At 43.3% G+C, this 21,349-nt stretch carries 16 protein-coding genes and 2 tRNA genes; 6 read left to right on the top strand and 12 right to left on the bottom strand.

Annotated elements, in window-relative coordinates:
- Positions 1 to 84: 84 nt before the first annotated feature.
- Positions 85 to 1,527, top strand: a complete 1,443-nt coding sequence (gene gndA / locus GB992_RS07705; protein ID WP_161001916.1) for an NADP-dependent phosphogluconate dehydrogenase — start codon at positions 85 to 87, stop codon at positions 1,525 to 1,527.
- A gap of 439 nt (positions 1,528 to 1,966) precedes the next feature.
- On the opposite strand, the gene GB992_RS07700 is transcribed toward gndA, so the two are convergent.
- From GB992_RS07700 to GB992_RS07680, 5 genes are all read right to left on the bottom strand, one after another.
- Positions 1,967 to 2,056, bottom strand: coding sequence for a type I toxin-antitoxin system Fst family toxin (locus tag GB992_RS07700; protein WP_238331076.1), 90 nt, complete (start codon positions 2,054 to 2,056; stop codon positions 1,967 to 1,969).
- 148 nt (positions 2,057 to 2,204) lie between these two features.
- Positions 2,205 to 2,639 (bottom strand): GNAT family N-acetyltransferase, encoded by a 435-nt coding sequence (locus tag GB992_RS07695; RefSeq protein WP_161001915.1) that lies wholly within the window; start codon positions 2,637 to 2,639, stop codon positions 2,205 to 2,207.
- 112 nt (positions 2,640 to 2,751) lie between these two features.
- Positions 2,752 to 4,011 carry a peptidoglycan bridge formation glycyltransferase FemA/FemB family protein gene (locus GB992_RS07690; RefSeq protein ID WP_161001914.1) on the bottom strand — a complete coding sequence of 420 codons (1,260 nt, stop codon included), beginning with the start codon at positions 4,009 to 4,011 and terminating at the stop codon, positions 2,752 to 2,754.
- A gap of 64 nt (positions 4,012 to 4,075) precedes the next feature.
- Positions 4,076 to 4,161, bottom strand: a tRNA-OTHER gene (locus tag GB992_RS07685).
- Positions 4,162 to 4,239: 78 nt separating this feature from the next.
- A tRNA-OTHER gene (locus tag GB992_RS07680) sits at positions 4,240 to 4,325 on the bottom strand.
- Between the two features lie 324 nt (positions 4,326 to 4,649).
- On the opposite strand from GB992_RS07680, the gene GB992_RS07675 reads away from it, so the two are divergent.
- On the top strand, positions 4,650 to 5,600 hold the full coding sequence (locus GB992_RS07675; protein WP_161001913.1) for an FAD:protein FMN transferase: 951 nt from the start codon (positions 4,650 to 4,652) through the stop codon (positions 5,598 to 5,600).
- A 72-nt stretch (positions 5,601 to 5,672) separates the two neighbouring features.
- On the opposite strand, the gene GB992_RS07670 is transcribed toward GB992_RS07675, so the two are convergent.
- A complete protein-coding gene (locus GB992_RS07670) occupies positions 5,673 to 6,152 on the bottom strand; it encodes an HIT family protein (RefSeq protein ID WP_161001912.1) in 480 nt (159 codons plus the stop codon).
- A 251-nt stretch (positions 6,153 to 6,403) separates the two neighbouring features.
- Here GB992_RS07670 and GB992_RS07665 point away from each other — a divergent pair, with 251 nt between their 5' ends.
- Together GB992_RS07665 and GB992_RS07660 are read left to right on the top strand one after the other, a co-directional pair.
- A complete protein-coding gene (locus tag GB992_RS07665; protein ID WP_161001946.1) occupies positions 6,404 to 7,264 on the top strand; it encodes a DegV family protein in 861 nt (286 codons plus the stop codon).
- Between the two features lie 24 nt (positions 7,265 to 7,288).
- Complete coding sequence (locus GB992_RS07660; RefSeq protein WP_161001911.1) at positions 7,289 to 7,810, top strand: DUF1836 domain-containing protein; 522 nt, start codon at positions 7,289 to 7,291, stop codon at positions 7,808 to 7,810.
- A 67-nt stretch (positions 7,811 to 7,877) separates the two neighbouring features.
- On the opposite strand, the gene addA is transcribed toward GB992_RS07660, so the two are convergent.
- The 4 genes from addA to GB992_RS07640 all read right to left on the bottom strand — a co-directional run bounded on the left by addA (position 7,878) and on the right by GB992_RS07640 (position 16,745).
- On the bottom strand, positions 7,878 to 11,723 hold the full coding sequence (addA, locus tag GB992_RS07655; RefSeq protein WP_161001910.1) for a helicase-exonuclease AddAB subunit AddA: 3,846 nt from the start codon (positions 11,721 to 11,723) through the stop codon (positions 7,878 to 7,880).
- A complete protein-coding gene (locus tag GB992_RS11945) occupies positions 11,710 to 15,318 on the bottom strand; it encodes a PD-(D/E)XK nuclease family protein (protein WP_161001909.1) in 3,609 nt (1,202 codons plus the stop codon). The genes addA and GB992_RS11945 overlap by 14 nt, the downstream gene beginning before the upstream one ends.
- A 638-nt stretch (positions 15,319 to 15,956) precedes the next feature.
- Positions 15,957 to 16,163, bottom strand: coding sequence for a DUF3923 family protein (locus GB992_RS07645; protein WP_161001908.1), 207 nt, complete (start codon positions 16,161 to 16,163; stop codon positions 15,957 to 15,959).
- An 18-nt stretch (positions 16,164 to 16,181) separates the two neighbouring features.
- Positions 16,182 to 16,745, bottom strand: coding sequence for a helix-turn-helix domain-containing protein (locus GB992_RS07640; RefSeq protein ID WP_161001907.1), 564 nt, complete (start codon positions 16,743 to 16,745; stop codon positions 16,182 to 16,184).
- A gap of 339 nt (positions 16,746 to 17,084) precedes the next feature.
- On the opposite strand from GB992_RS07640, the gene GB992_RS07635 reads away from it, so the two are divergent.
- Positions 17,085 to 17,441 carry a PadR family transcriptional regulator gene (locus GB992_RS07635; RefSeq protein ID WP_161001906.1) on the top strand — a complete coding sequence of 119 codons (357 nt, stop codon included), beginning with the start codon at positions 17,085 to 17,087 and terminating at the stop codon, positions 17,439 to 17,441.
- A complete protein-coding gene (locus GB992_RS07630; RefSeq protein WP_161001905.1) occupies positions 17,428 to 18,915 on the top strand; it encodes a DUF4097 family beta strand repeat-containing protein in 1,488 nt (495 codons plus the stop codon). The genes GB992_RS07635 and GB992_RS07630 overlap by 14 nt, the downstream gene beginning before the upstream one ends.
- Before the next feature lie 95 nt (positions 18,916 to 19,010).
- Here the strand turns inward: GB992_RS07630 and GB992_RS07625 are convergent, their stop codons facing one another.
- Positions 19,011 to 20,078, bottom strand: coding sequence for an aspartate-semialdehyde dehydrogenase (locus tag GB992_RS07625; RefSeq protein ID WP_161001904.1), 1,068 nt, complete (start codon positions 20,076 to 20,078; stop codon positions 19,011 to 19,013).
- A gap of 42 nt (positions 20,079 to 20,120) precedes the next feature.
- The gene (locus GB992_RS07620; protein WP_161001903.1) at positions 20,121 to 21,317 is read right to left on the bottom strand and encodes an aminotransferase class I/II-fold pyridoxal phosphate-dependent enzyme; all 1,197 of its coding nucleotides are present in this window, start codon (positions 21,315 to 21,317) and stop codon (positions 20,121 to 20,123) included.
- Positions 21,318 to 21,349: the final 32 nt, after the last annotated feature.

Raw genomic sequence — 21,349 nt, 5'->3', positions numbered from 1 at the left:
AATTGTGGAACATCGTTGACATAACGGGTTTGTGCCCATAATGATAATGATTTTCACAATAAAACATAACAAGGAAGGTTTATCATGGCAGATCAAAAAGCACAAATTGGTGTTGTTGGTTTAGCAGTTATGGGTAAGAACTTGGCCCTAAACATTGAAAGTCGCGGTTTCACTGTAGGTGTATACAACCGTTCACGTTCAAAGACCGATGACATGATGAAGGACCACGGCGACAAAAAGTTAGTTCCTAGTTATACGATTGAAGATTTCGTTAAGTCTCTTGAAACACCTCGTCGGATTTTGATGATGGTTAAAGCTGGTGCCCCAACGGACGCCGTTATTCAAGAATTATTACCATTACTCGACAAGGGTGATGTTTTAATCGATGGTGGGAACACTAACTTCCACGACACCATGGCTCGTAACGCTGAACTGGACAAGTCCGGGATTAACTTTATCGGCATGGGTGTATCCGGTGGTGAATTAGGTGCCCTTCAAGGTCCTTCACTAATGCCTGGTGGTCAAAAGGCCGCTTATGACTTAGTTGCCCCAATCCTTGAACAGATTGCTGCCAAGGCACCTCAAGATGGCAAACCATGTGTAGCGTACATCGGCCCTAACGGTGCTGGTCACTACGTTAAGATGGTCCACAACGGTATCGAATATGGTGATGAAGAGCTGATCGACGAAAGCTACAACATCATGCGTAACGTTGCCGGCATTTCTGTTGATGAAATGGCTGACATCTTTAAAGAATGGAACAAGGGTGAATTGGACAGTTACTTAATCGAAATCACCGCCGACATCTTGACTCATAAAGATGACTTAGGCGACGACAAGACAAAGCCTATCCTTGACATGATCTTGGACCGTGGTAACAACAAAGGTACTGGTAAGTGGAGTTCAGAAGATGCTTTGAACATCCAAGTACCACAATCTGTTATCACTGAATCCGTTTACGCTCGTTACATCTCAATGATGAAGGACGAACGTGTTAAAGCTTCTAAAGTCTTACCAGCAGCTAAGAGCCAAGGTAAAGCTGAAATCGGTGACAAGAAAGAATTCATCGAAAAGATTCGTCAAGCTTTGTTCTTCAGTAAGTTAATGAGCTACGCACAAGGTTTCGAACAATTGCGTGTTGCTTCTGAAACTTATGACTGGGACTTACAATTTGGTCAATTAGCACAAATCTGGCGCGCAGGTTGTATCATCCGTGCCGGCTTCCTTCAAAACATCACTGATGCCTTTGACAAGGATCCTAAGCTGACTAACTTGTTGTTCGACGACTACTTCAAGGACATCGCTGCTAAGTACCAAGAATCAGTTCGTGACGTTGTTGCCATGGCTGTTAAGGCTGGGGTTCCAGTTCCTAGCTTCTCAGCTGCCATCACTTACTACGACAGTTTCCGTGCAGAAGTTCTGCCAGCTAACTTGTTGCAAGCACAACGTGACTACTTCGGTGCTCACACTTACGAACGTACTGACCGCCCTGGTAACTTCCACTACACTTGGTACGAAGAACAATAGACTTCGGATTAAATGTTGTGAGTAATCTATTTGTTTGAATGCATTTAGATTAGACAAAAAATCCTGTTCATAGTTAAGACGTTAAAATCTTAACTGTGAACAGGATTTTTATTTATTTAAAATTGATTATCAATTATCCTTGGTGTCGGCACTGACAGTCATAGCAGCGTGTAAGAATGTTCACCTGTCTCATACACTAAAACGGCTACTAGCTGAACTATCCAAATGATCTATGGTAAGTTATGTGCTTGTGTTTGACACAGACATGTTCAAATGACATTTACCCTATTACTTCGCATTTGCTCAAAAACATGATAAACTGTATTTACACCGATAGTTAAATGTAACATATTCGTCAAAACCCCGAAGCGCTGCCACTCTTCGGGGTTCTTTTTTCGAATAATATGTACTTAAACGGACGGGTTAGATTAGTAGTCGATTACCACTTATCATTTCGATCCAACCACTGCTTAAATAAGATAAGCAGTACGCCGACAACAAGCGGGCCCACTATAATAGTCAAAAACATTTGTAACATATTCGTCCTCCTCTCACCGTTTTTATGCGATGAGCCGGAATCGACTACAATAGAGATTTTACAGGAATGTTTGCCTTAATTGGATTAGGAATACAGGTGAGTTTTGAGCGCACTGGCTTTATTGTCCTCGATAGCATACTTAGGTTAACTTTAAATGCAAAATTGGAAATGAACGTCCCTGATTATCCTCAGCATCACGGTTCGCAATGTGAAACCCATTATGTTGATAAAAGGCTAATGCATCAGGATTTTGTTCGTTAACATCCACTGTTTGAATGTGGTCCTCATTGATCAGACGTTCCAAAATTTGACTTCCGTAGCCCTGATGCAGACAACGAACGTCCAGGAACAGCATTTCAAGTTTATAATTCTTAGTGCCAGAAAAACCAATTAGTTTTTCGCCGTCAAACCATGTCAATAAATTAACTGCATCAAAGTACACTGGCAACATTCGTTGAATCTGGTCAATATCTGCCACCTTCAAAAATTTATGCGTTGTTACAACCGTTTCACGCCACAGTATAGTTAGTGCGTCATAGTCTTCTGTCCTAACATGATGGGAAATAATAGACATTTTGTTTCTCCATTCAATTCTATTTAACGCTACTAAAATAACCGTTTGGAAATTACTGTGCAACTTGTAATTTTCAAACGGTTATTTTCTTTATCTTTCAAATCTCAACTTTTTAGAAACGTTTGCTACGCCCCAACACTGTCTTAATAGCGTTCAACAACTTGTAACGCCGTGGAATCAACACTTTGGAGAATTCACCGATCATTTCGTCAGTGTAGCCATTAAAACCTTGTTTGAATTCAAACACACCGTCACTACCATCGAAGAGTCCGGCAACACCCAAGAAGTTGTACGTCGGAATATTTTGGTCAACAGCGGCCTTCATCATGGCATCTTGCAACATGAATGGACCCTTGAACGTTTTGAATTCTTCATTCGTGTAACTAAATACGTAATCGATTTCTTGTGGTTGAATCACAAACATCGCTCTGGCAACATTAAACTTGGCAGGATAACGTTTTTGAAGATCTTTGGCGACATCGATTTTCTTTTGATGGTTAGCCTTTTGACGTTCAAGGTCATCGATTTTATGCTGTTCGTAGCCCTTGTTTTTTTGTTTGAGCGCTTCAATCTTATCATCGGTAGCAGCAATCTTTTTTTGATACGAATCGATATATTCGTTTGAATCGATTTCAGCAACCACAAAGCGAACTTTATTACCAAACTCACGGTACACATTCTGATAGTAATCTAGTGACTTATCTGGGAAGTGTAACCGTTCAGCCGTAAGTGCAGTATCTTTCTTGAATTCCTGTAATTCATCGTAAGAAATATCGCGTAACTTAACACCAAATTCTTTGGCTTTCTTAACGTTATAGCGCGCTTTCTTGTCGAAGCTTTTTTCCAACGTCTGTTCCGTCATATCACGAACGTCTTTTTTATACTCGTAATGGGTCACATGAGTTGCTTCGTCATAACCAGCGCTGTGGTAACTCTGATAGTTATATCCTAATTCTTTAAATAATGCAGGTAACGTGTCAAAATGACTCGCAATTAGTTCGCCATCGTCCTTGTATGTTTTAAAAGCTAAGTTAGGAATCAGTCGCAAGAACATCCCATTCTGCTGACGAACATATTTTTCAACTGGCTTTACAAAAGCAGCTAAATTAGCCTTAGTTTCTGAACCGGGCATAAACAATGGACCACCATAAATGTCAAACCGGTAACCAAAGTGCACCTTCATCCCAACGATTAATCCGGCAACGATAATCTGATCGTTTTCTACAAGACCCATATAGACCGCTTTATGGCCTTCTTTTAGCATCAAGTTACCCTGTTCCACAGATTGATAAAAAGAACCATAGGGACATTTCTCTTCAAACGTTCTGAATTCTTCAACTGTTAATTCGCGTACTTTTTGCAAAGTTTTCACACCATTTCATTTTATATACTACAAAGTTAGATATTAAAAAGGCACCGAACTTCGATGCCCAAGAAGGAGAGTGAAGGATTTGAACCTCCGCGTCATTGCTGACCTCACAACCGAAATTGTGTCCCTTCAACCAGACTTGGGTAACTCTCCATATTTACAACTGTTAAATTATGCAACTATATGAATGCTAGGCACTAACGCTAATCCGACGTTACCATGGATTCATAAAGGAGAGTAAAGGATTTGAACCTCTGCGTCATTGCTGACCTCACAACCGAAATTGTGTCCCTTCAACCAGACTTGGGTAACTCTCCATAAGGCCTTAAAAATACCGCCATAGAAAAATATAACCCTGTTCCAAAGAAGATTCAAGGTAATTTCACAAACGTCAGACATCCGTTGACTAGTAAAAATGGAAACATCTTTATCTCTTTGGGTACACTGTGATATTACCGCATAATATTTTTAGCTGGTTAATATCAGTAGTGTCTTTACTAAACTTCAAAGTTTATTTATTAATTTATTAATGTTGAGTACTCATCCATACTGACATTGACGGTAAAAACGACCACGACCTATAATATCAATTAACACTGACATTTTGAACTTACTGAAAGATAACCAATAGGACCCAAACTATGATTAATAATCTCGCATCGCAAAAACTAACAAAAACAACCCATGCGCTCGGCACTCGCATTGTGCTAACGGTCATGGGTGAGACAGATGAAAAGGTACTGGATGACAGCATCGCGCTCATTCAGCTGTACGAACAACAGCTAACCGTTAATGCCCCTATTTCCGAAGTTATGGCAGTCAACAATGCGTCCGGCAAACATGCTGTACAAGTATCCCCAAGCACGTTTGCACTCATCAAAACTGCCGTTGAGCAGAGCCACCAACATTTTGGCTTCAATGCTCTAATTGGACCACTCGTTAAACTTTGGAAAATTGGCTTTGCTGGAGCAAACGTTCCCAATGAAACGGATATTTCCAAACGGCTAGCACTGTCTAATGGAGCAAATGTCATTCTAAATGACGCCGATCAGAGCGTGTACCTCACTGAGCCAGGGATGGAACTGGATCTAGGCGGTATTGCCAAGGGCTACATTGCTGATCGCATTCGCGATCTATGGCGTGCCAATGGCGTGCAAGCAGGTATCATCAACCTAGGCGGAAACGTTGAATTTGTCGGTACTTCGCCTAAACGCGATAATGGTCAATGGCTGGTTGGCGTTCAGGCACCAACAAAAGCACGTGGTGAGGATCTTCTGACTGTGCTAATGCCAGCTGGTTCCGCCGTCACGTCAGGCACCTACGAACGCGTTTTAGTTAAGAACGGTCATCGTTACCACCACTTGTTGAGTCCTGAAACCGGTCATCCCCTGCAAACACACGTCAGCGGTGTCACTATTTTTGCCCGTGACTCAATCACGTGTGAAATAGAAACGAAACGGCTTTTCTTTGCGGGCAAACCAATTCCAGGTTGGGGAGAAGACCGCGACGATATTTACGGAGCTGCTTTCGTTTACGATGATGACACTGTTGATCTAGTGATCGTTCATCATCGTTTAAAATTAATTGAGTAACCAAAGATAACAAATAGCGGCAACATTCACGCGAAGTAATTCGGGCGAACGTTGCCGCTATTTGAGTTCTATTTAATTTGCCGCTTCAGCATCCGCCGCCAGCACTTTAGTTAGTGTTGCCTTCAGCGTTTGCTTCATCTTGTCAAGTTCTTCAGGTGTTGGCCGGTTGCCGTCACTGAACATAACGTTACGATCTAACCACCAAACTGGCCCCGGTGTTTTCGTATCGCCTTTTCGGCGAGGGAATAGGTGCCAGTGAACGTGGGTGTCGCCATTTCCTAATAACTCATAGTTCATTTTTTCAGCATGGAACGCGTCGTAAACAGCCTCCGCTACCAAACTCATTTCGTGCAAAAATTGCTCTTTAAAATCGCGTGGCAAAAAATGCAATTCTGTCTCATGTTGTTTGCACAAAAACAAGGTGTATCCCTTAAAGTGCTGATTGTCGCCAATTACTACATACCCTGTTGATAATTCAGCAACAAAATAGGGATTCGTCCCATCCTTAATCATTTGAATCCGTCTGCAAATTTCACAGTTATCGTTCATCATTTCATCCACCCTCTCTATATAATGTCGATTCTCTCCCCATGAGACTCGCAGTTATGCCATCAATTACTTTCTCAATCAGTAAAGTATCACATTTTCAAATGCTAGACGAGTTCAAATTAATTTCTTATTCAATTATTAAAATTAAATGAATTAAGCCGAAATTGGACAAAACACGATCATTAATATAGTATTCAATACTATATTAATGAAATCAATATCGTTTCAAATACGACTAAGAAGGTAAACTCTTGATGACAGAAGAAAAAATTGCTTTGCTCGTAGATTCGGCCTCCGATGTGCCTGAACATATTTTTACACACTATCAAAACATCGTTGCTGTGCCAATGCAGTTAATGATCGATGGCAAAACATACGCCGACCGTGAAACCATTGAACCAGATGACTTTTATCGTTTACAATCCACTGCTAAAGAGCTTCCTAAAACTGCCAGCCCCGTGATGGGCGATGTCATTAATCGCCTCGCAACACTAAAAAGCCACGGTTTTACCCATGTCATTGGAATCACCATATCTGGCGCACTATCGGTAACCAACAGCCTTTTCAAACAGATCGCAGAGTCACAGGACGACGTGCAAATGGTAGTTATCGATACTAAAAACATTGGTGTTGGTAGTGGCCTGTTTGCCAGCTACGCAGAATCGCTCATTGACCAACAATTGCCATTTACCACAATCATCGATAAGCTCAATGCCTCCGTTCCTAAAAGTTCCGTCTACATTTATATTCCAACATTAAAATATCTAAGAGCCGGAGGTCGAATCGGCCGTGTTGCCGGATTCTTTGGTGCAGCACTTAACATTAAACCGATTATTACTTGTGATTCAGATGGTGTTTATACAGCTATCGCTAAAGCGCGCACAGAAAAGAAGGCTATCCAGAAAATGGTCGAACTTGCTTCTCAAAAAATCGCCGCCAACAAAAACGCGCGGGTAGCTGTAGCTCAAGGTCTCAATGAACCGCTATTAAATCAGGTAACAGGGGATTTACAAAACCGCTTTCCATCACTTAATATTGAGACAGGAAACATTTCCCCTGCCCTTGGCGTTCATACTGGTCCCGGACTTGTCGGTATCGCGGTACAGGTAGGTTAATGTCAGAAAGGACGCCCCATTAATATGTCAAAGCCATTGAATCAATCATTCGAAAATAATAATTTGATGATTCTGCCACATTGGTCAGACCTACCTGGATTCGACCTTCATCTCGACCAGCTGATTGAACTCACAAATGGGTATTTACGCCCTATTACCGGCGATATAGTGACTAAAACAATGATGCATAATTACTTTAAGGCTGACGTTCTAGTCGCACCCGACAAAAAAAGCTATCATAAGATTCATTTAGCAGGTGCTATCATTGTTGGTCTCTTAAAAAACATTTTTTCGCTTGAAGAGCTTAGAGTTGCCCTTCAATACATCATCGACAATGAGTCACCGCAAAAAAGTTACGATCATTTCATAACACTATTTAATCGAGAAGCTGCTAACGACTCCTTCAAACATTTTCGTTTGGCCGAACAGCAACAGCAAGAAATGTCTGCCGCAGAGGTTATTCGTTATGACGCACTGGAAGCCTTTCTATTTTGGCTCTCCGCTAAAAAGGCTCTGCATCGTGTAATTGATGCTAATCAACAATAAAAAAACTGATTTTCTTCTGTGCTTACGCCAGTTAACGTGTAAGTCATCAAGAAAATCAGTTTTTTATTTATATTTCAATCGGTCGGCTGGCATCTAACGCGTAAAGAATTTTGTGCGTTACAGGTAATCTAGTCATGTTTGTCAGCGCGGCAGCGTAAAGGTTCAATTGGCCTCGGTAGCGCTCAACCAACTTTTGAAGTCCCTCATCTTGATGTGCAGGGTCAATATAATCAGTCTTGTAATCAAATAACGTGACCTCGTCATCCTTGATATAATAACCGTCGATAATTCCGTGAATGAGCACTTGCTCAGCCTTCGTCTCATCTTCTGGCTGATGAATGCCCTGATATAACTGATAAGCAGGTATTAGCAAAGAAAAGGCCGCTTCACGATGAACCTCATTCGCATGTTCAAGCACCTGCTTGCCTAAATCGCTGTGAAAGAAGCTCTCAATCTGAGACAAGTTGATTTTCAAAGCCACCGCATCAGTCAACACATGATCTTTAACCAGTTGATTAACAAGATTCTGCAAGTCTTCGGGACTAGGTTGACCAGCGCTTAAGTCTACTTCCTGCAGAACTAGATGAGTCGCTGTCCCAATCTCAGTAGGCTTCGGCGCCGTGACCGTTTGCATAAACTGTGGTGTCCTTAATTCGTTGTTAGTAACCCGTGACCGAGCCTTGGCCTGATCGTCTAATTCCAGCGTACCAAACTGATTCTGGTCGGGTTCTTCGAACAATCGCTTCAATTCTGAGACAGATTGATACGCAGTCGTTTTCGTTGCGGCTTCGTTTGCATAGCTAAAAGACAATACCTGCTCTAACGCATCAACGTTAAGGTCACCAAACTTGGTTTGTTTGGCCGTTTCACGTAATTCATCCAAGTAAGTTTGTTGTTCGTCATCCGCTGCTTGTAAAATGCCGGCAGCCTCTAAATCAGCTTTCGTTTTTAAGACCAATTCGAAGCTATCCGCCCGCGTGTCGTTCACAACCTCAGACGACAACGGAATCACAAAGTCATCCACTCCTAATTGTTTGGCCACTGACGGCAATCGTAAAAGAGCCATCCCAATCCAATCCATGAAGTTCTTAGTTTCCGATCTTAGTGTCGTATTTAACGTTAAGGCCGCATTGTTAGCTGCTTTTTGCCAATGCTTTAATAGATCATCCTGATCCTTATACGTGCCAACCACAAACAAACGTTGTTGTGCTCGTGTCAGAGCAACGTACAGCACCCGCATTTCTTCAGATAAAGTCTTTTTGAGTGACTCGCTGGCAACCAATTTTTTCTGCAGTGTATCTATCTTCAAATGACGACTTTGATCGTACCACGTGATTCCAATACCAAGATGGTCGTCCAACACCACAGCGCTCCGCTGATCCGATAGATTGAAACCGTGGGACGCGTCCATGACAAATACCACTGGAAATTCCAGGCCTTTGCTACCGTGGATTGTCATTACTGAAACAGCATTGTCATTGCTTGTCGTATTAACCTCAGCCAAATCCTTATCGCGTTTTTGCATTTCCGTAATGAAGTGAACAAACTGAAAGACGCCTTTAAAGCTGCTGTTTTCATAATCAGCTGCCCGTGCGTATAGTGCATGTAAGTTACTTGCCCGTTGTTGTCCACCTGGCATTCCGGCAACATAATCAAGAAAGCCAGTATCTTGATAGATAGTCCAGATTAACGTTACCAACTGATTTTGACGAGCAATATCCCTAAAGTGATCTAACTGCTTTAAAAAACGTTGCAAACGTTCATGGACACGCTGACCAAAGTCACCTATCTTATCAGGTTCTGATTGAACACGTTGTTCAAAATCCAGCAGGGCTTGGTAGTAATCACTTGTTTTGTTTTGAATGCGTAGGTAGGCCAATTCATTTTCATTTAAACCGACAATCGGAGAACGCAAAACAGCTGCTAATGGAATGTCTTGGTATGGGTTATCAATAATTCGTAAAAGAGCCATCATAATTTGAATTTCGGTTGTTTGGAAGTAATTCGCAGTATCGCGGACTTCTAGAGGAACCCCCAGCTTAGCAAATTGCTCTTGAAGTAACAGATTGTTGTTACGGGTTGGAACAAGTAATGCGACATCCCCATACGTCATGTCTCGATTGGTGCCTTGCTGGCGATCAAAAATTTGTGTCTTTTCGGCTACCATATCACGAATTTTAGCTGCTACCATCACGATTTGACCTTCTGCGCGATCATTAATGGTCAAAGCGTCAGTGACGTCCTCTTCGTCATCATCACTATCCGCAGACTCATCGTCAGTGCCGCTCTCATAAATCATAACCTGCGTTTTTGGAACATCCTTCTCCGGATAATCCTTTGGTCCATATTGCAATTCAGCATCCCCGGCATAATTCATTTCGCCAAGAGATTCGTCCATTAACTGTGAAAAAATCAAATTTGTAAAGGCGTCAACATTCTTCATCGAACGAAAATTATCGGCCAGGATAATCCGCTCACCATCGCTATTTGGCTTTTCGGCCAATTGGTCATGAGTATCAAACGTATTATATTTTTTTAAAAATAACGTTGGATCAGCCAAGCGAAAGCGATAAATTGATTGCTTCATATCGCCCACCATGAACATGTTTCCGTGACCAGCCGTCTGGCTAGCCACTGATTGCAAAATTGATTCTTGCAGCTCATTGATATCTTGGTATTCATCAACGAGTACCTCGTGATACTTTTTCGTAATTTCTTGATGGACACTGTCATCTTGCAAAATTTGATACGCAAAATGTTCTAGGTCACCAAAGTCAACTAAGTGTCGTTGACGTTTTGCAGCTGCAAAGGCTGACATAAACTGCTTTACCACGTCAGCAAGTTGCGCAACTAATTCACTCGCATGCTGGTTAACCTTTTTAATGTCAGCTTCGTTTAAAACAAAGTAACGATCAATTAGCTGTTCTAGGCGCTTTTTCAAACCACCTCGTAACGTTTTTAACTGATCATGAACACGTTGATCATCGGCTTCTAATTTTCTTAGCCCAGGTGCCCGACCAGTATCAACACTAGCCAATTCATCTCGCAGTGAATCCCAGTTTGTCGTCGTTAGTTCATCCTGCAACTTTGTAAATCGGTCGGTTAAGGGCGCTAGGACCTTCTGCCACTTGGCAATATAGTCATCACTTGAGAAACCAGCAACAATGTTATTAGCCGTTTGAATATCTGCCAAACACTGTTGAATTGCGCTGGTCACACTCGGCTGGATGTATTGCTGCGCTAAATCGCTTTCCCAAAGACTTCCATCGGATAATTTGTACTGATTGACTAAACTCTCCAGCCATGCATCAGGCTTAGCTTTTGCAGTGGCAAACGTTGCGAGTCTAAAGACTAGGTCCTGTAATCCCTCATCATCACGATCGTTAGAAAAATTACGGGTTAGCTCAGCAAATCGACCATTATTATCGTTGGCGTACAAGGTTTCACGTAAATCGCCCCAAACATCTTCTTTTAGTAACTGGGCTTCTGTTTCATCGGCCAGCTGACGAAAAACTGGATCAAGTTTAATGACATAATAGTATTTCTGAACTAGTCGCAAACAAAATGCGTCCAAGGTACTAATATCGGCGCTGCCAAGCAGATTTAACTGATGTAACAGCTGACGACGCCGTTTGTTACTGTCGGCATCTTCACCGTCATTTTTATTTATTTCACGCCTTAATGTGGTTTGAATACGGTCACGCATTTCTTTAGCTGCTGCATTAGTAAACGTCACCACCAGTAAATTAGTGATGTCTGTATCATTGCTCTCATCCAATAATTTGGTAATTACACGTTCGACTAATACACGGGTTTTCCCAGAACCAGCTGAAGCTGAAACTAAAACATTGTGGCCGGCATGATGAATGGCGGCATCCTGGGCCGGTGTGAAATTTAACTTAGTTGTTGCCATCTTTATCATCCTCCTGTTGCTTTGGATCAATGCGATGAAGCACATCTGCTGGCGTTAATTTATCCAACACGTGATAGCGATTTTCAGGTAGCATTGCGTCAAATCGCATAACCGCAGTGTATGGTGAATACTGCAACCCTGTCTGTTTGCGGGCATTTTGGAATGGATTGAGCTTATCTGATCCGGCAAAAATCTGATTACCCGCGTTAACAATGAGTTGTTCCTCGTATGACAATAAATCATTCAGTTGTTCAGCAGTAATGACTGTCTTAGCCGTCGCGGACAATGTTTTATCTTTTTTTAGAGCCAATGGATAAACTTTTGAGTGGCCGCCATCTGCAATGTCCTGATCTAAGTTTGTCAGAATGACAGGATCAGCAACCAACACACCTTGGTACTTGTGGGCTGACAGCAACGCATCGCTGATAGATGCCAAGTCATTTAGGTCCAAACGTTTACCCTTACCCAGTTTATTTAGCGAAATGCCTGCACTTTGAATGTGTAGGTATAAAGCACCTGCTAGTGAGTTTAACTGACTAGGGCTCACTGAATCGGCATCTTGGCGAAGGGCATCAAGGTACGTCAGCATCTGCATTGATAGCCCGTAGTAGGCTTGCTCAAAATCAAATGTACGTCGGCCAGATTTATAATCCACAACACTCAAGTATTCTTTACTGCCAACATTCATTCCATCAACTCGGTCTATTTTTCCACGCACGTTAATGTGACGATCCCCGTGCAGTTTGAACGACAAAGCTGGCATCCCTGAATCCGCCCCAACATGGCCGAACAATACTTCCGTAGCTAACGTCCGCATCGGCGTAATTTGCTGTTGTTGCCCGATAACCGTCGCCATCCGTTTGATGGTTTCAATTAACTGATTGCGAATATATCCCATGCGGTGGGAACTGTTAAGAATAGCAAATTGCGGTTGGTCATTGACCGTTGGCATCACTTCACTTACGAGATCATTGATGGCAGATTCACTCAGCTGACTTAAATCTAGTTGCCGACTGACTACCAACTTCATCAGCTGATCCAGCGCCATATGGAAATACTCCCCAGTGCTAGCGGCAGATAATTCGAATTCATCTCGTTCATTTAAACGTAGCCCAAACTTAAGAAAGTACTCATACTGATTTCTATAGAATGTCTCAAGCTGTGAAATGGAAGTATTTAACTGATCACCATAAAGACCTTGTACAATATCAGGCCGTAATGGTTGTGGTGTATTTCGGTAATCTATTCCCGCTAATAATTGATCCGTTAACGTTTTAACGGAAGACAATCGCAACCAGCGGTACACGAACACCCATGGCTTTGGCAACGGTAACTGGGTCTCTTTGGCCTGATAGCTAACCTTAATCAAATTAGTCAGTGCAAATCGTGGCGAGCCAATAAACGGTTGCAGTGCACTGGCTTGCTGCGTTGCCACATTTGGAGTGGCGGTGTAGGTAACGACAGGCAATTGAAAGTGGTTCACAATGCTCGTGACGTAGCGTGACGGTTGAAGGCCGTTTTCATCAGTTCCTCCTTGCGGATACGATAAGATCAATTGCTGGCATCCAGTCAGGAATCCCATGTAGTTAATATATGGATCAAATGTCATTCGCGTACCCGCGCTTAACGTTAAAAATTGATTATCCGCGAGTTTAGGGGCTAATCGGTCTCGATCACCATCGGTTAAAATACTACTTTCAGCGACCTGATCTGGCATAACATCATCAGTAGCCCCGATTAGGAAAACAACCTGATAATCATTTAGTTGGACAATTCCCGTTTCTGAAATAGTCACTTGGTCTAAGGTTGCCGGAATTTGAGTATAATTGGTGCCTTCGAATCCATTCAACAGCAACGCAGCAAATTCATCGACATCAAAGTCAGCAGCCTCTCCTAAGAGACTGACATACTCGTCCAAAATGCCGGTAAATGTATTCCATGCCTGCTCATTGCGGCTTGCACGATCTAAGTCTCCGTTATCGGTAGCCGTTACCCGCCATGAATTCAGGCAATCAATCACCCCATTATCAGCTAAAAACTGATACAAAATCTTGGCTGTCTCGGTACCATTAGTGGCTTTATCTAATTTTTTGAAAAAGGGGGGCAAGACGGCCCCAATGAAATGGTGAATAACGTTTATTTGACGTTGAACCTCAACGTCTGCTTCCGTGAGGGTCTCATCATCGACATGTTGTAAACGCCAATACGTCCAATCTTCTTTTTCAACCCAACGAGAGCCCTCAATACCGGTTTTCAATACCCAATTTTCCGTTAGCGACAACGCCTGTCGAAAATCTTTGACTGACATTTCCTGTCCCAATGTACGGGGAATTAACAGCTCCGTTTTTAACAACCGCATCACATCTTGATAACGGTAATAATGGTCGCGTACGTCAAATAAAGCACTGATTAATTCAATCAGTGGGTGCTTGTCCATCGGTTTGTCTGAATCATCGAAATAAGGAATTTCCATCTGATCAAACACTGGACCAACAAAGTTTTCATACGGTGCTAAATGTCGGCTCAACACTAAAAAGTCACGATAATGATACCGTTCAGGCTGTTGGGCAACCATCGTTCGAATCTGGCGGGCAACTTGGTTAAGTTCGTCCAAACGTGTTTCAGCAGTGAACACACGTAAATTCGTTTGAGCTGAGAGTTGCTCAACCGGCAGGCGTTTGGCGGGAACGCTGGCGACCCAATAATCGTCTAACTTAGCTAATTCAGTGCTTACCCGCAATTTCTTAGCAGTCGTGTCTAACTTAATCTGAATCTGGTTTTCACGAGCTAACTGAACTAGTTTCAAATACGTCAATGACGGCTCATAAAATAGATCACCTAATTCAGGCGTTTGTTTCGGAGCACGCTGCATAACCAACGAAACGGTGACCGAAGCAGCCTGTTTCATCATTACGGTGACTAATTGTTGTTCCTGTGCAGAAAAAGTAGCGTATCCGTCTAAATAAATATGGGCGTGTTTAAGTTCATTGCCCTGCGCCAAAAAATCAGTTAACTGGTTCACTAGGTCAGCATTATCGACATAATTGCCGCTTAAAGTCTCTGTGTATGCCTCATATACAATTGCCAAATCATGGAGTTTGCCGCCTAGATCTGCCTGTTCACTAGTTTCCAAAGAACCCGCGATATGTTGCAAATCCGCCGCACTAACCTGACCGACCTTTAACTCGGAAAATTGGCGAACCAGCTGATTAATAAAACCGGTTTGGTTAAGTTCACCGGCAAAAACGGTCAATTCAGCCTGGTGTTGCGCAATAATGTGATAAATCAGCATACTTAACCCAGCGTTTGATAAACGCGGTAGTTGATAAGTCGGCGTGTTTTTCATAAAATACCAAGCTAATCGAGTAAACGAAAATACTTGAATTTGGCCATTTGCATAGAGTGACTGGTTCGTCTTATCCGTGGCTTCTTTCAATGCATTTAATACACCAACCTCAGCATTGAACTTAATGTGGTTAGGAACCAAAACGAAGTATTGATCTTTTGGATGCTCAGCCATGGAGGCACGCATTTGCTCAATCATTTCCTGACGATGATCAAATTTGGCTTGGCCCAAAATAAAGTTTAACGACACGTTTTTTGCCCCTTTCTTCTGCGGAACTAACTCGTTGTATCCATTTTACCCGAATCTGATTCTCGGTGAAATAGATGTACAAACATTTGTTCGATTTAAATTTTAATATCGAAAATAGTAAATAATGGTAGCGCTTTCATTCAACGTTTGCTATACTTCTAAGTGAGGAAGGAAGTTGGCCTTTAATGAGTTTAGAACACAGTTTGGACTACGTGTCGGAATGGTTGGTGTTAGACATCATGAAGTCACTTCACCGTGAAATGGTATTGTTCTGATAAACATCGTCCAGGGAGCGAACATCCCATTACAATTAGACGCTTAGACGAATGGCCAGTGAGTGAATCATGACCACGAAAAAAGCGTTGGCCTTAGAAAGATTCCTTCCTAAGAACCACAGGGTCAGTTGGATGAAGTTGTTCATCAGCTGATAACAGGCAGGCGGCAACCTAGAATCCGCCACCAATATAAGTGACTCCCGCGGGGTCGCACAATTAAACAGCCGGTGTGTGACCGGCAGTAATCCGTGAGCAAAGATCAACTTGGCAACAGCGTCATGAGATGTTTGCGATGACCGGATGACAGAGAAACCGTCCATCTTAATTGATGGGCGGCTTTTTGGTCTGATTTAAATTAAGGTCTCAATGCCGGCGCATAATTAGCCACCAAATCAATTGACAGGCACAAACGAAAGCAATAACTATCCCTAAGATTACCAGTGAAATAATTCGCAACGCAGGCGTTTGTGTCACACCTGCCCCATCCACCGTACGTGTCATGACAATTGCCACTGCGCATCCAAGCAGAAAGCTCCAGACAATAGTCACCAACCACCACAATCGTTTCATCGCTAACCACCCCGAACATCAATGTTGAAAATGATGGTTCTCAGTGATCCTCCTAGTCAAACCAATAATAGCTTGTAACAGCAGCAAAATGCCTGCTACAAAACAAGCAAATCGCATGCCAAAATTTAAGTCGATCTGCGACTGCCACGCGGCAATAAGGTTTAACACACCTATCAATATCGTTGCAGAAACAAGTTGCGTTCTTCTAATCTTGAATATAAATAGCAACATTGCCACAATCACAATCAAACCATCCATCATTCTTAGACCAGCAATTGTGGATAACTGTGTCATCCGAATAGTTACCAAGATAGTTTCTGCGATTACGATCAAGACTTTTGAGAACTTAGCCGATATCGTTGTCACTGCGGAAGCATTCATCAATGCGTCAACAGACGTTTGATAGACGTCTGCCGCTTGTTGCAGCAATAAAACATCTGGCAGATTGCGCCCTGTCTCCCAGTTAGAAATAGCCTGACGTGAAACATTTAGTTGTTTAGCAGCCTCAGACTGTGTGAGCCGTAATTGATTACGTGCCCTCTTTAAATTGGCCGAGAGAATTTCACCTTTTGTTTGCATCATCTTCACTCCTAAAAGGTACCAGTAGCTTGCTTCATTGACGAGCAAGGAACGCTTGCATCCGCATTAGCACAGTGTTTGTAGACCAAAATGAAATCATAATTGCTAAGTTATACATTAGCATTGATGTGAATAGAATTGCACCAATTTTTTAATTTACGAGTATCAGGTATTTCAAAGAAATTGTCCACTATCTCAGCGACAGGGCCGTCAACAGTGAGCACAGTAACTAGGCGGCTGCATTTGAAACTTGAACAGAAAACCTTAAACAATACTTTGACACACACAGTAATTGGTGATAAATTATACTCAATCAAACGAACAACTACTGGAGGTACATTCATGAAACCCGAAATTTCTAAAGATATCATTCGGGGACACACGACGACCATCATTCTTAATATTCTTAGCCAGGGCGACAGTTACGGTTATGAAATTGCTAAGGCCGTCCGCGAACTGAGCCACGATGCATATGAATTAAACGAAGCCACTTTATACACTGCTTTTCGCCGCATGGAACGCAATGGTGATATCGAAAGCTATTGGGGCGACGAGACTCAGGGTGGCCGCCGAAAATACTATAAACTAACCGAACAAGGTACCCGCCTACTCGCAAAAAACGTCGCAGACTGGGCGTTTGCCAAAAAGATTATTGATGACCTGATTACCGGGAGGATTGATGACAATGGACACAATTGATACGATGGTTAACCGGCGTTTGGATGAAACGTTTAAGGCTTATCCTGACACGGAAGAAATGCATGAATTACGTGAAGAGTTGGCTGCTGATTTAAGTGAGGCCGCCCACGACAATGAAAAAAAAGGCGCCACCATCACGGACGCCGTCAACAGAGCTTTTGAAGGATTAGGCAATCTCGACGACTTAGTGGATGAAATTAACGCCGAAAAAAATGCTACTGATCAAGATACTCATTCCGACGATGCCAAACAAACGTCACATGAGCATGCCTACAGTCACGGTCACCACATCGATATTGCTGATGGCAAGGTAATTATCGATGGTGGCAAAGTGCTCAGCATCGACGACAATGGTATTAAAGTTAACGGTGGCAAAGCAGTGAATATTGATAGCGATGGCATCAACATCAATAACGGTACGTTTACTGTCACAAACGACGGTATTCGGATGGGTAATCTTGTAATCGACAATCGTGGCATTCACACGGACGGCGGCAAAACAGTTGCCGGTTCGTTTGCGGAAAAAAAGCAGCAACCACATACTGACAAGTTCGATCCCCATGCCAATGACGACACATTTTCAAACTTCGATCAGCAATTTAATGAACAAGAACCGGTCGATACTGAAATCTACGTGGACAGTTTAGCGCTTGCCAACGAACAACAATTTTCTGCCGATCAAGTTCAGCGAATCGACTTTAAATATGCTGACAGTAGCGTCCGAATTTTAAGCAATCCCGATGATGATCACATCATCTTCCGGGAATACATGAATCGTGCTAATGACAGCTATCTTGCACAAACTAAGTTGGAGAATGGTACCCTGTCGATTTATAACGGATCACGGCCTCACCTGTTACCACTGCGGGTTCGTGTTCAACTACTCATTCCAGCATCCTTTGCAGGTGATTTACTGGTTAACAGTGCCTCAGGCAGCGTTAATTTCAGCCATACCGGTGCTCTGAACCAGGTTCGTTTGGAAGCAAACAGTGGTTCCATTCGCATTAATGGTGCCCACTTTAAAGATTTGGATGTCAACGCATCCTCTGGTTCCGTTCGCATTAAGCAAACCACTGTTGCGGGTCTATTACGTGCTCGTGCTCATAGCGGTTCAATTCGTTTGGCTGACACTACGGTTGCTAAGTTCGATGTTGACTCACACTCAGGCTCTGTCCGCGGCACTAACTTAATCGGTGCTGGTGCGTTCAACGCCAATTCAGGGTCAATTAGCCTAAGTTTCAGTGACCTCACTGGCAACCTTGATACCACAGCGCACTCCAGTTCAATCAAACTAGAATTCGCTAAGGGCGTCGAGTATAACTTTGACTTAGACGCCAAGAGTGGTTCTATCACCGGTCCTGACAACGCCATCTACGATCACAATACGACTAACTTCAAAGATGGTGCTGTCGGCGATGACCCTCATTTCTATGTCACTGCGGCAACTAAGTCGAGTTCGATCCACGTTTCTTAGTCTCATTAACTGGTTAATTGTTTCAACATCATGTAATCAAAGTAACCTAAAACATCACGCTGATATTAAAAAATCAGCGTGATGTTTTTTGCACTTTATTTAGTTACTTCAGGAACACGCACTAAATCACGTTTAATCAGTTCCTGTGCGATTTGAACCGCATTCAATGCTGCCCCTTTAAGTAGGTTATCAGCAACGACCCACATGTGATAAGCGCCTGGATTTTCCCGGTCTGCTCGCATCCGGCCGACAAACGTTTCGCCATGACCAGCTGCGTTAATCGGTTGCGGATAAACTTGGTGTGCGGGATCATCCTGCAGCACGACACCCTTTGAATGTGCCAGTAGATCCTGCATGTCTGGTACAGCTGGTGTTTGGTGCGTTTCAAAATAAACGCTTTCACCATGGCCAATTGGCACAGGCACGCGGACACAGGTTGCAGACACCTTGAGTTCTGTGTCATTCATGTCGCCACGCAAAATCTTTTTAGTTTCGTGAATCATCTTCCATTCTTCGTGAGTAAAACCATCATCTTCAAAGACATCAATCTGTGGCAACAAGTTAAACGCCAATGGATAGTGATGTTCAGCACCCTTGACGGGTAAGATGGCAGCCGTCTCCTCTTCGCCTTCATGACGTTGTTGGGCCTCATCGAATAACTCGTTCATTGCCCGTTGACCAGCACCAGAAGCCGCTTGATAAGTCGAAACTAGGACTTGATGTAACTTATACTGACGATCAATCGGTGCCAACGCAACAACCATTTGAATGGTACTGCAGTTTGGATTGGAAACAATACCTTGATGCTGACTCAACATTTCTGGATTCACTTCAGGCACGACCAAAGGGACATCCGGCTCCATCCGAAAGGCACTGGTGTTATCGACACAAACGGCTCCTGCCTTCACCGCTGCTGGTAGCAATGCTTTGGAAACTGAACCGCCAGCTGACGACAAGACAATATCGATACCTTTAAACGAGTCCGTTGTGGCCTCTTCAATCGTATAAGACTGGCCACGAAAGGTGCGTGTTTGACCAGCTGAACGTGCTGATGCCAACAGCACCAATCGATCAACCGCGATATCAGACTTTTCCAATTGTTGTAACATCCGTGTGCCAACTGCACCAGTAACACCAAGAATTGCGACATTAAATGATTGCATTAAATTGCTTCCTTTCAAGTTTCACTCCACTCGATCATTTAGTTAAGCCGAAACATCAACCGATAATTTATTGGCACGATAGGCTGCCAGTCGTTTGACAGCTTCCTGCAATTTGTCCATGTCGGCGGCGTATGACAACCGAACGTGGCCTTCACCACCAGGTCCGAAACAGCTGCCTGGAACAACGGCTACCTTTGCCTGTTGAGCGACCTTAAGTGCAAAAGTTCGGTCATCTTGTTCCTCCGCCGGTATTTTGGCAAACACATAAAAAGCGCCATTTGGTTGAGCCGTGGTAAAGCCCAGTTGATTGAGCGCCTGTACCAGAAAATCACGACGTTCGTGATACTGAGCCTTCATGGCTGCCGTGTCTGCTGCCCCATGTTGCAAAGCATCAGTGGCCGCCGCCATCATTGGTGTCGGTGCGGTGGTAACCAAGGCGCCATGTAGTTTGGCAATCTGCTGGGTTAGTGCAGCCGGTGCCGCTAAGTAACCAACCCGGTAACCAGTCATGGCAAACGTCTTGGAAACGCCATTAATCACGATTGTCCGCTCTGGTAACAATGTGGAAATGGATACATGAGGCTGGTCGTAGGCTAATTCACAATAGATTTCATCAGCCAACACGAGCAACTTATGCTTACGAATCACTGCGGCCAATGCTTGCAACTGCGAGTCTGTGTAAGTGACACCAGTTGGATTGGTTGGATAATTCAAAACCAACATCTTTGCACGCGGATGGGCAGCCAATGCAGCCGTTAGCCGAGCCGGTGTTAATACATAGTCATCTGCTGAAGTATCAACCAACACTGGCGTAGCGCCATCAATCTGGGCAGTCGTAATGTACAACGGAAAAATGGGTGTTGGAATAATCACCTCGTCGCCCGCTCCCAAAACAGTTCCCATCGCGGCCGCAATCGCTTCTGTGGCACCCACTGTTACCAATATTTCCGTTTGGGGATCGTAAGTAACCTGATTCAATTTGGTTAAGTATGTACTAATCGCTTCTCGTAGCTCTGGTAACCCGGCAGCCGGTGCGTAATGAGAGCGATTCTGATTGATTGCATCGATGGTCGCCTGCTTAACATGGTCTGGCGCGTTAAAATCTGGCTCACCAAGCGTTAATTTCAGGATGCCAGGAATATCCTTTATTTGATTATCAAATTGACGAATCGCTGATGGCACAATTTGGTCAAACACGGGCCGTGTCATCCCCGTTAACTGAGCTTCTAATTCTGGCATATACATTCTCCTTTGACCGTATCAATTCGCGG

The sequence above is a fragment of the Furfurilactobacillus milii genome (genome assembly GCF_009863985.1).
In the GTDB taxonomy this organism is placed as follows: domain Bacteria; phylum Bacillota; class Bacilli; order Lactobacillales; family Lactobacillaceae; genus Furfurilactobacillus; species Furfurilactobacillus milii_A.
The sequence above is the reverse complement of the archived record's forward strand: the minus strand, read 5'-3'. Positions and strand labels throughout refer to the sequence as shown.

Bases quoted from the DNA above. Each gene is read 5' to 3' on its own strand.
- gndA (WP_161001916.1), top strand. From the start codon at position 85: ATGGCAGATCAAAAAGCACAAATTGGTGTTGTTGGTTTAGCAGTTATG.
- GB992_RS07700 (WP_238331076.1), bottom strand. From the start codon at position 2,056: ATGTTTTTGACTATTATAGTGGGCCCGCTTGTTGTCGGCGTACTGCTT.
- GB992_RS07695 (WP_161001915.1), bottom strand. From the start codon at position 2,639: ATGTCTATTATTTCCCATCATGTTAGGACAGAAGACTATGACGCACTA.
- GB992_RS07675 (WP_161001913.1), top strand. From the start codon at position 4,650: ATGATTAATAATCTCGCATCGCAAAAACTAACAAAAACAACCCATGCG.
- GB992_RS07670 (WP_161001912.1), bottom strand. From the start codon at position 6,152: ATGATGAACGATAACTGTGAAATTTGCAGACGGATTCAAATGATTAAG.
- GB992_RS07665 (WP_161001946.1), top strand. From the start codon at position 6,404: ATGACAGAAGAAAAAATTGCTTTGCTCGTAGATTCGGCCTCCGATGTG.
- GB992_RS07660 (WP_161001911.1), top strand. From the start codon at position 7,289: ATGTCAAAGCCATTGAATCAATCATTCGAAAATAATAATTTGATGATT.
- addA (WP_161001910.1), bottom strand. From the start codon at position 11,723: ATGGCAACAACTAAGTTAAATTTCACACCGGCCCAGGATGCCGCCATT.
- GB992_RS07645 (WP_161001908.1), bottom strand. From the start codon at position 16,163: ATGAAACGATTGTGGTGGTTGGTGACTATTGTCTGGAGCTTTCTGCTT.
- GB992_RS07640 (WP_161001907.1), bottom strand. From the start codon at position 16,745: ATGATGCAAACAAAAGGTGAAATTCTCTCGGCCAATTTAAAGAGGGCA.
- GB992_RS07635 (WP_161001906.1), top strand. From the start codon at position 17,085: ATGAAACCCGAAATTTCTAAAGATATCATTCGGGGACACACGACGACC.
- GB992_RS07630 (WP_161001905.1), top strand. From the start codon at position 17,428: ATGGACACAATTGATACGATGGTTAACCGGCGTTTGGATGAAACGTTT.
- GB992_RS07625 (WP_161001904.1), bottom strand. From the start codon at position 20,078: ATGCAATCATTTAATGTCGCAATTCTTGGTGTTACTGGTGCAGTTGGC.
- GB992_RS07620 (WP_161001903.1), bottom strand. From the start codon at position 21,317: ATGCCAGAATTAGAAGCTCAGTTAACGGGGATGACACGGCCCGTGTTT.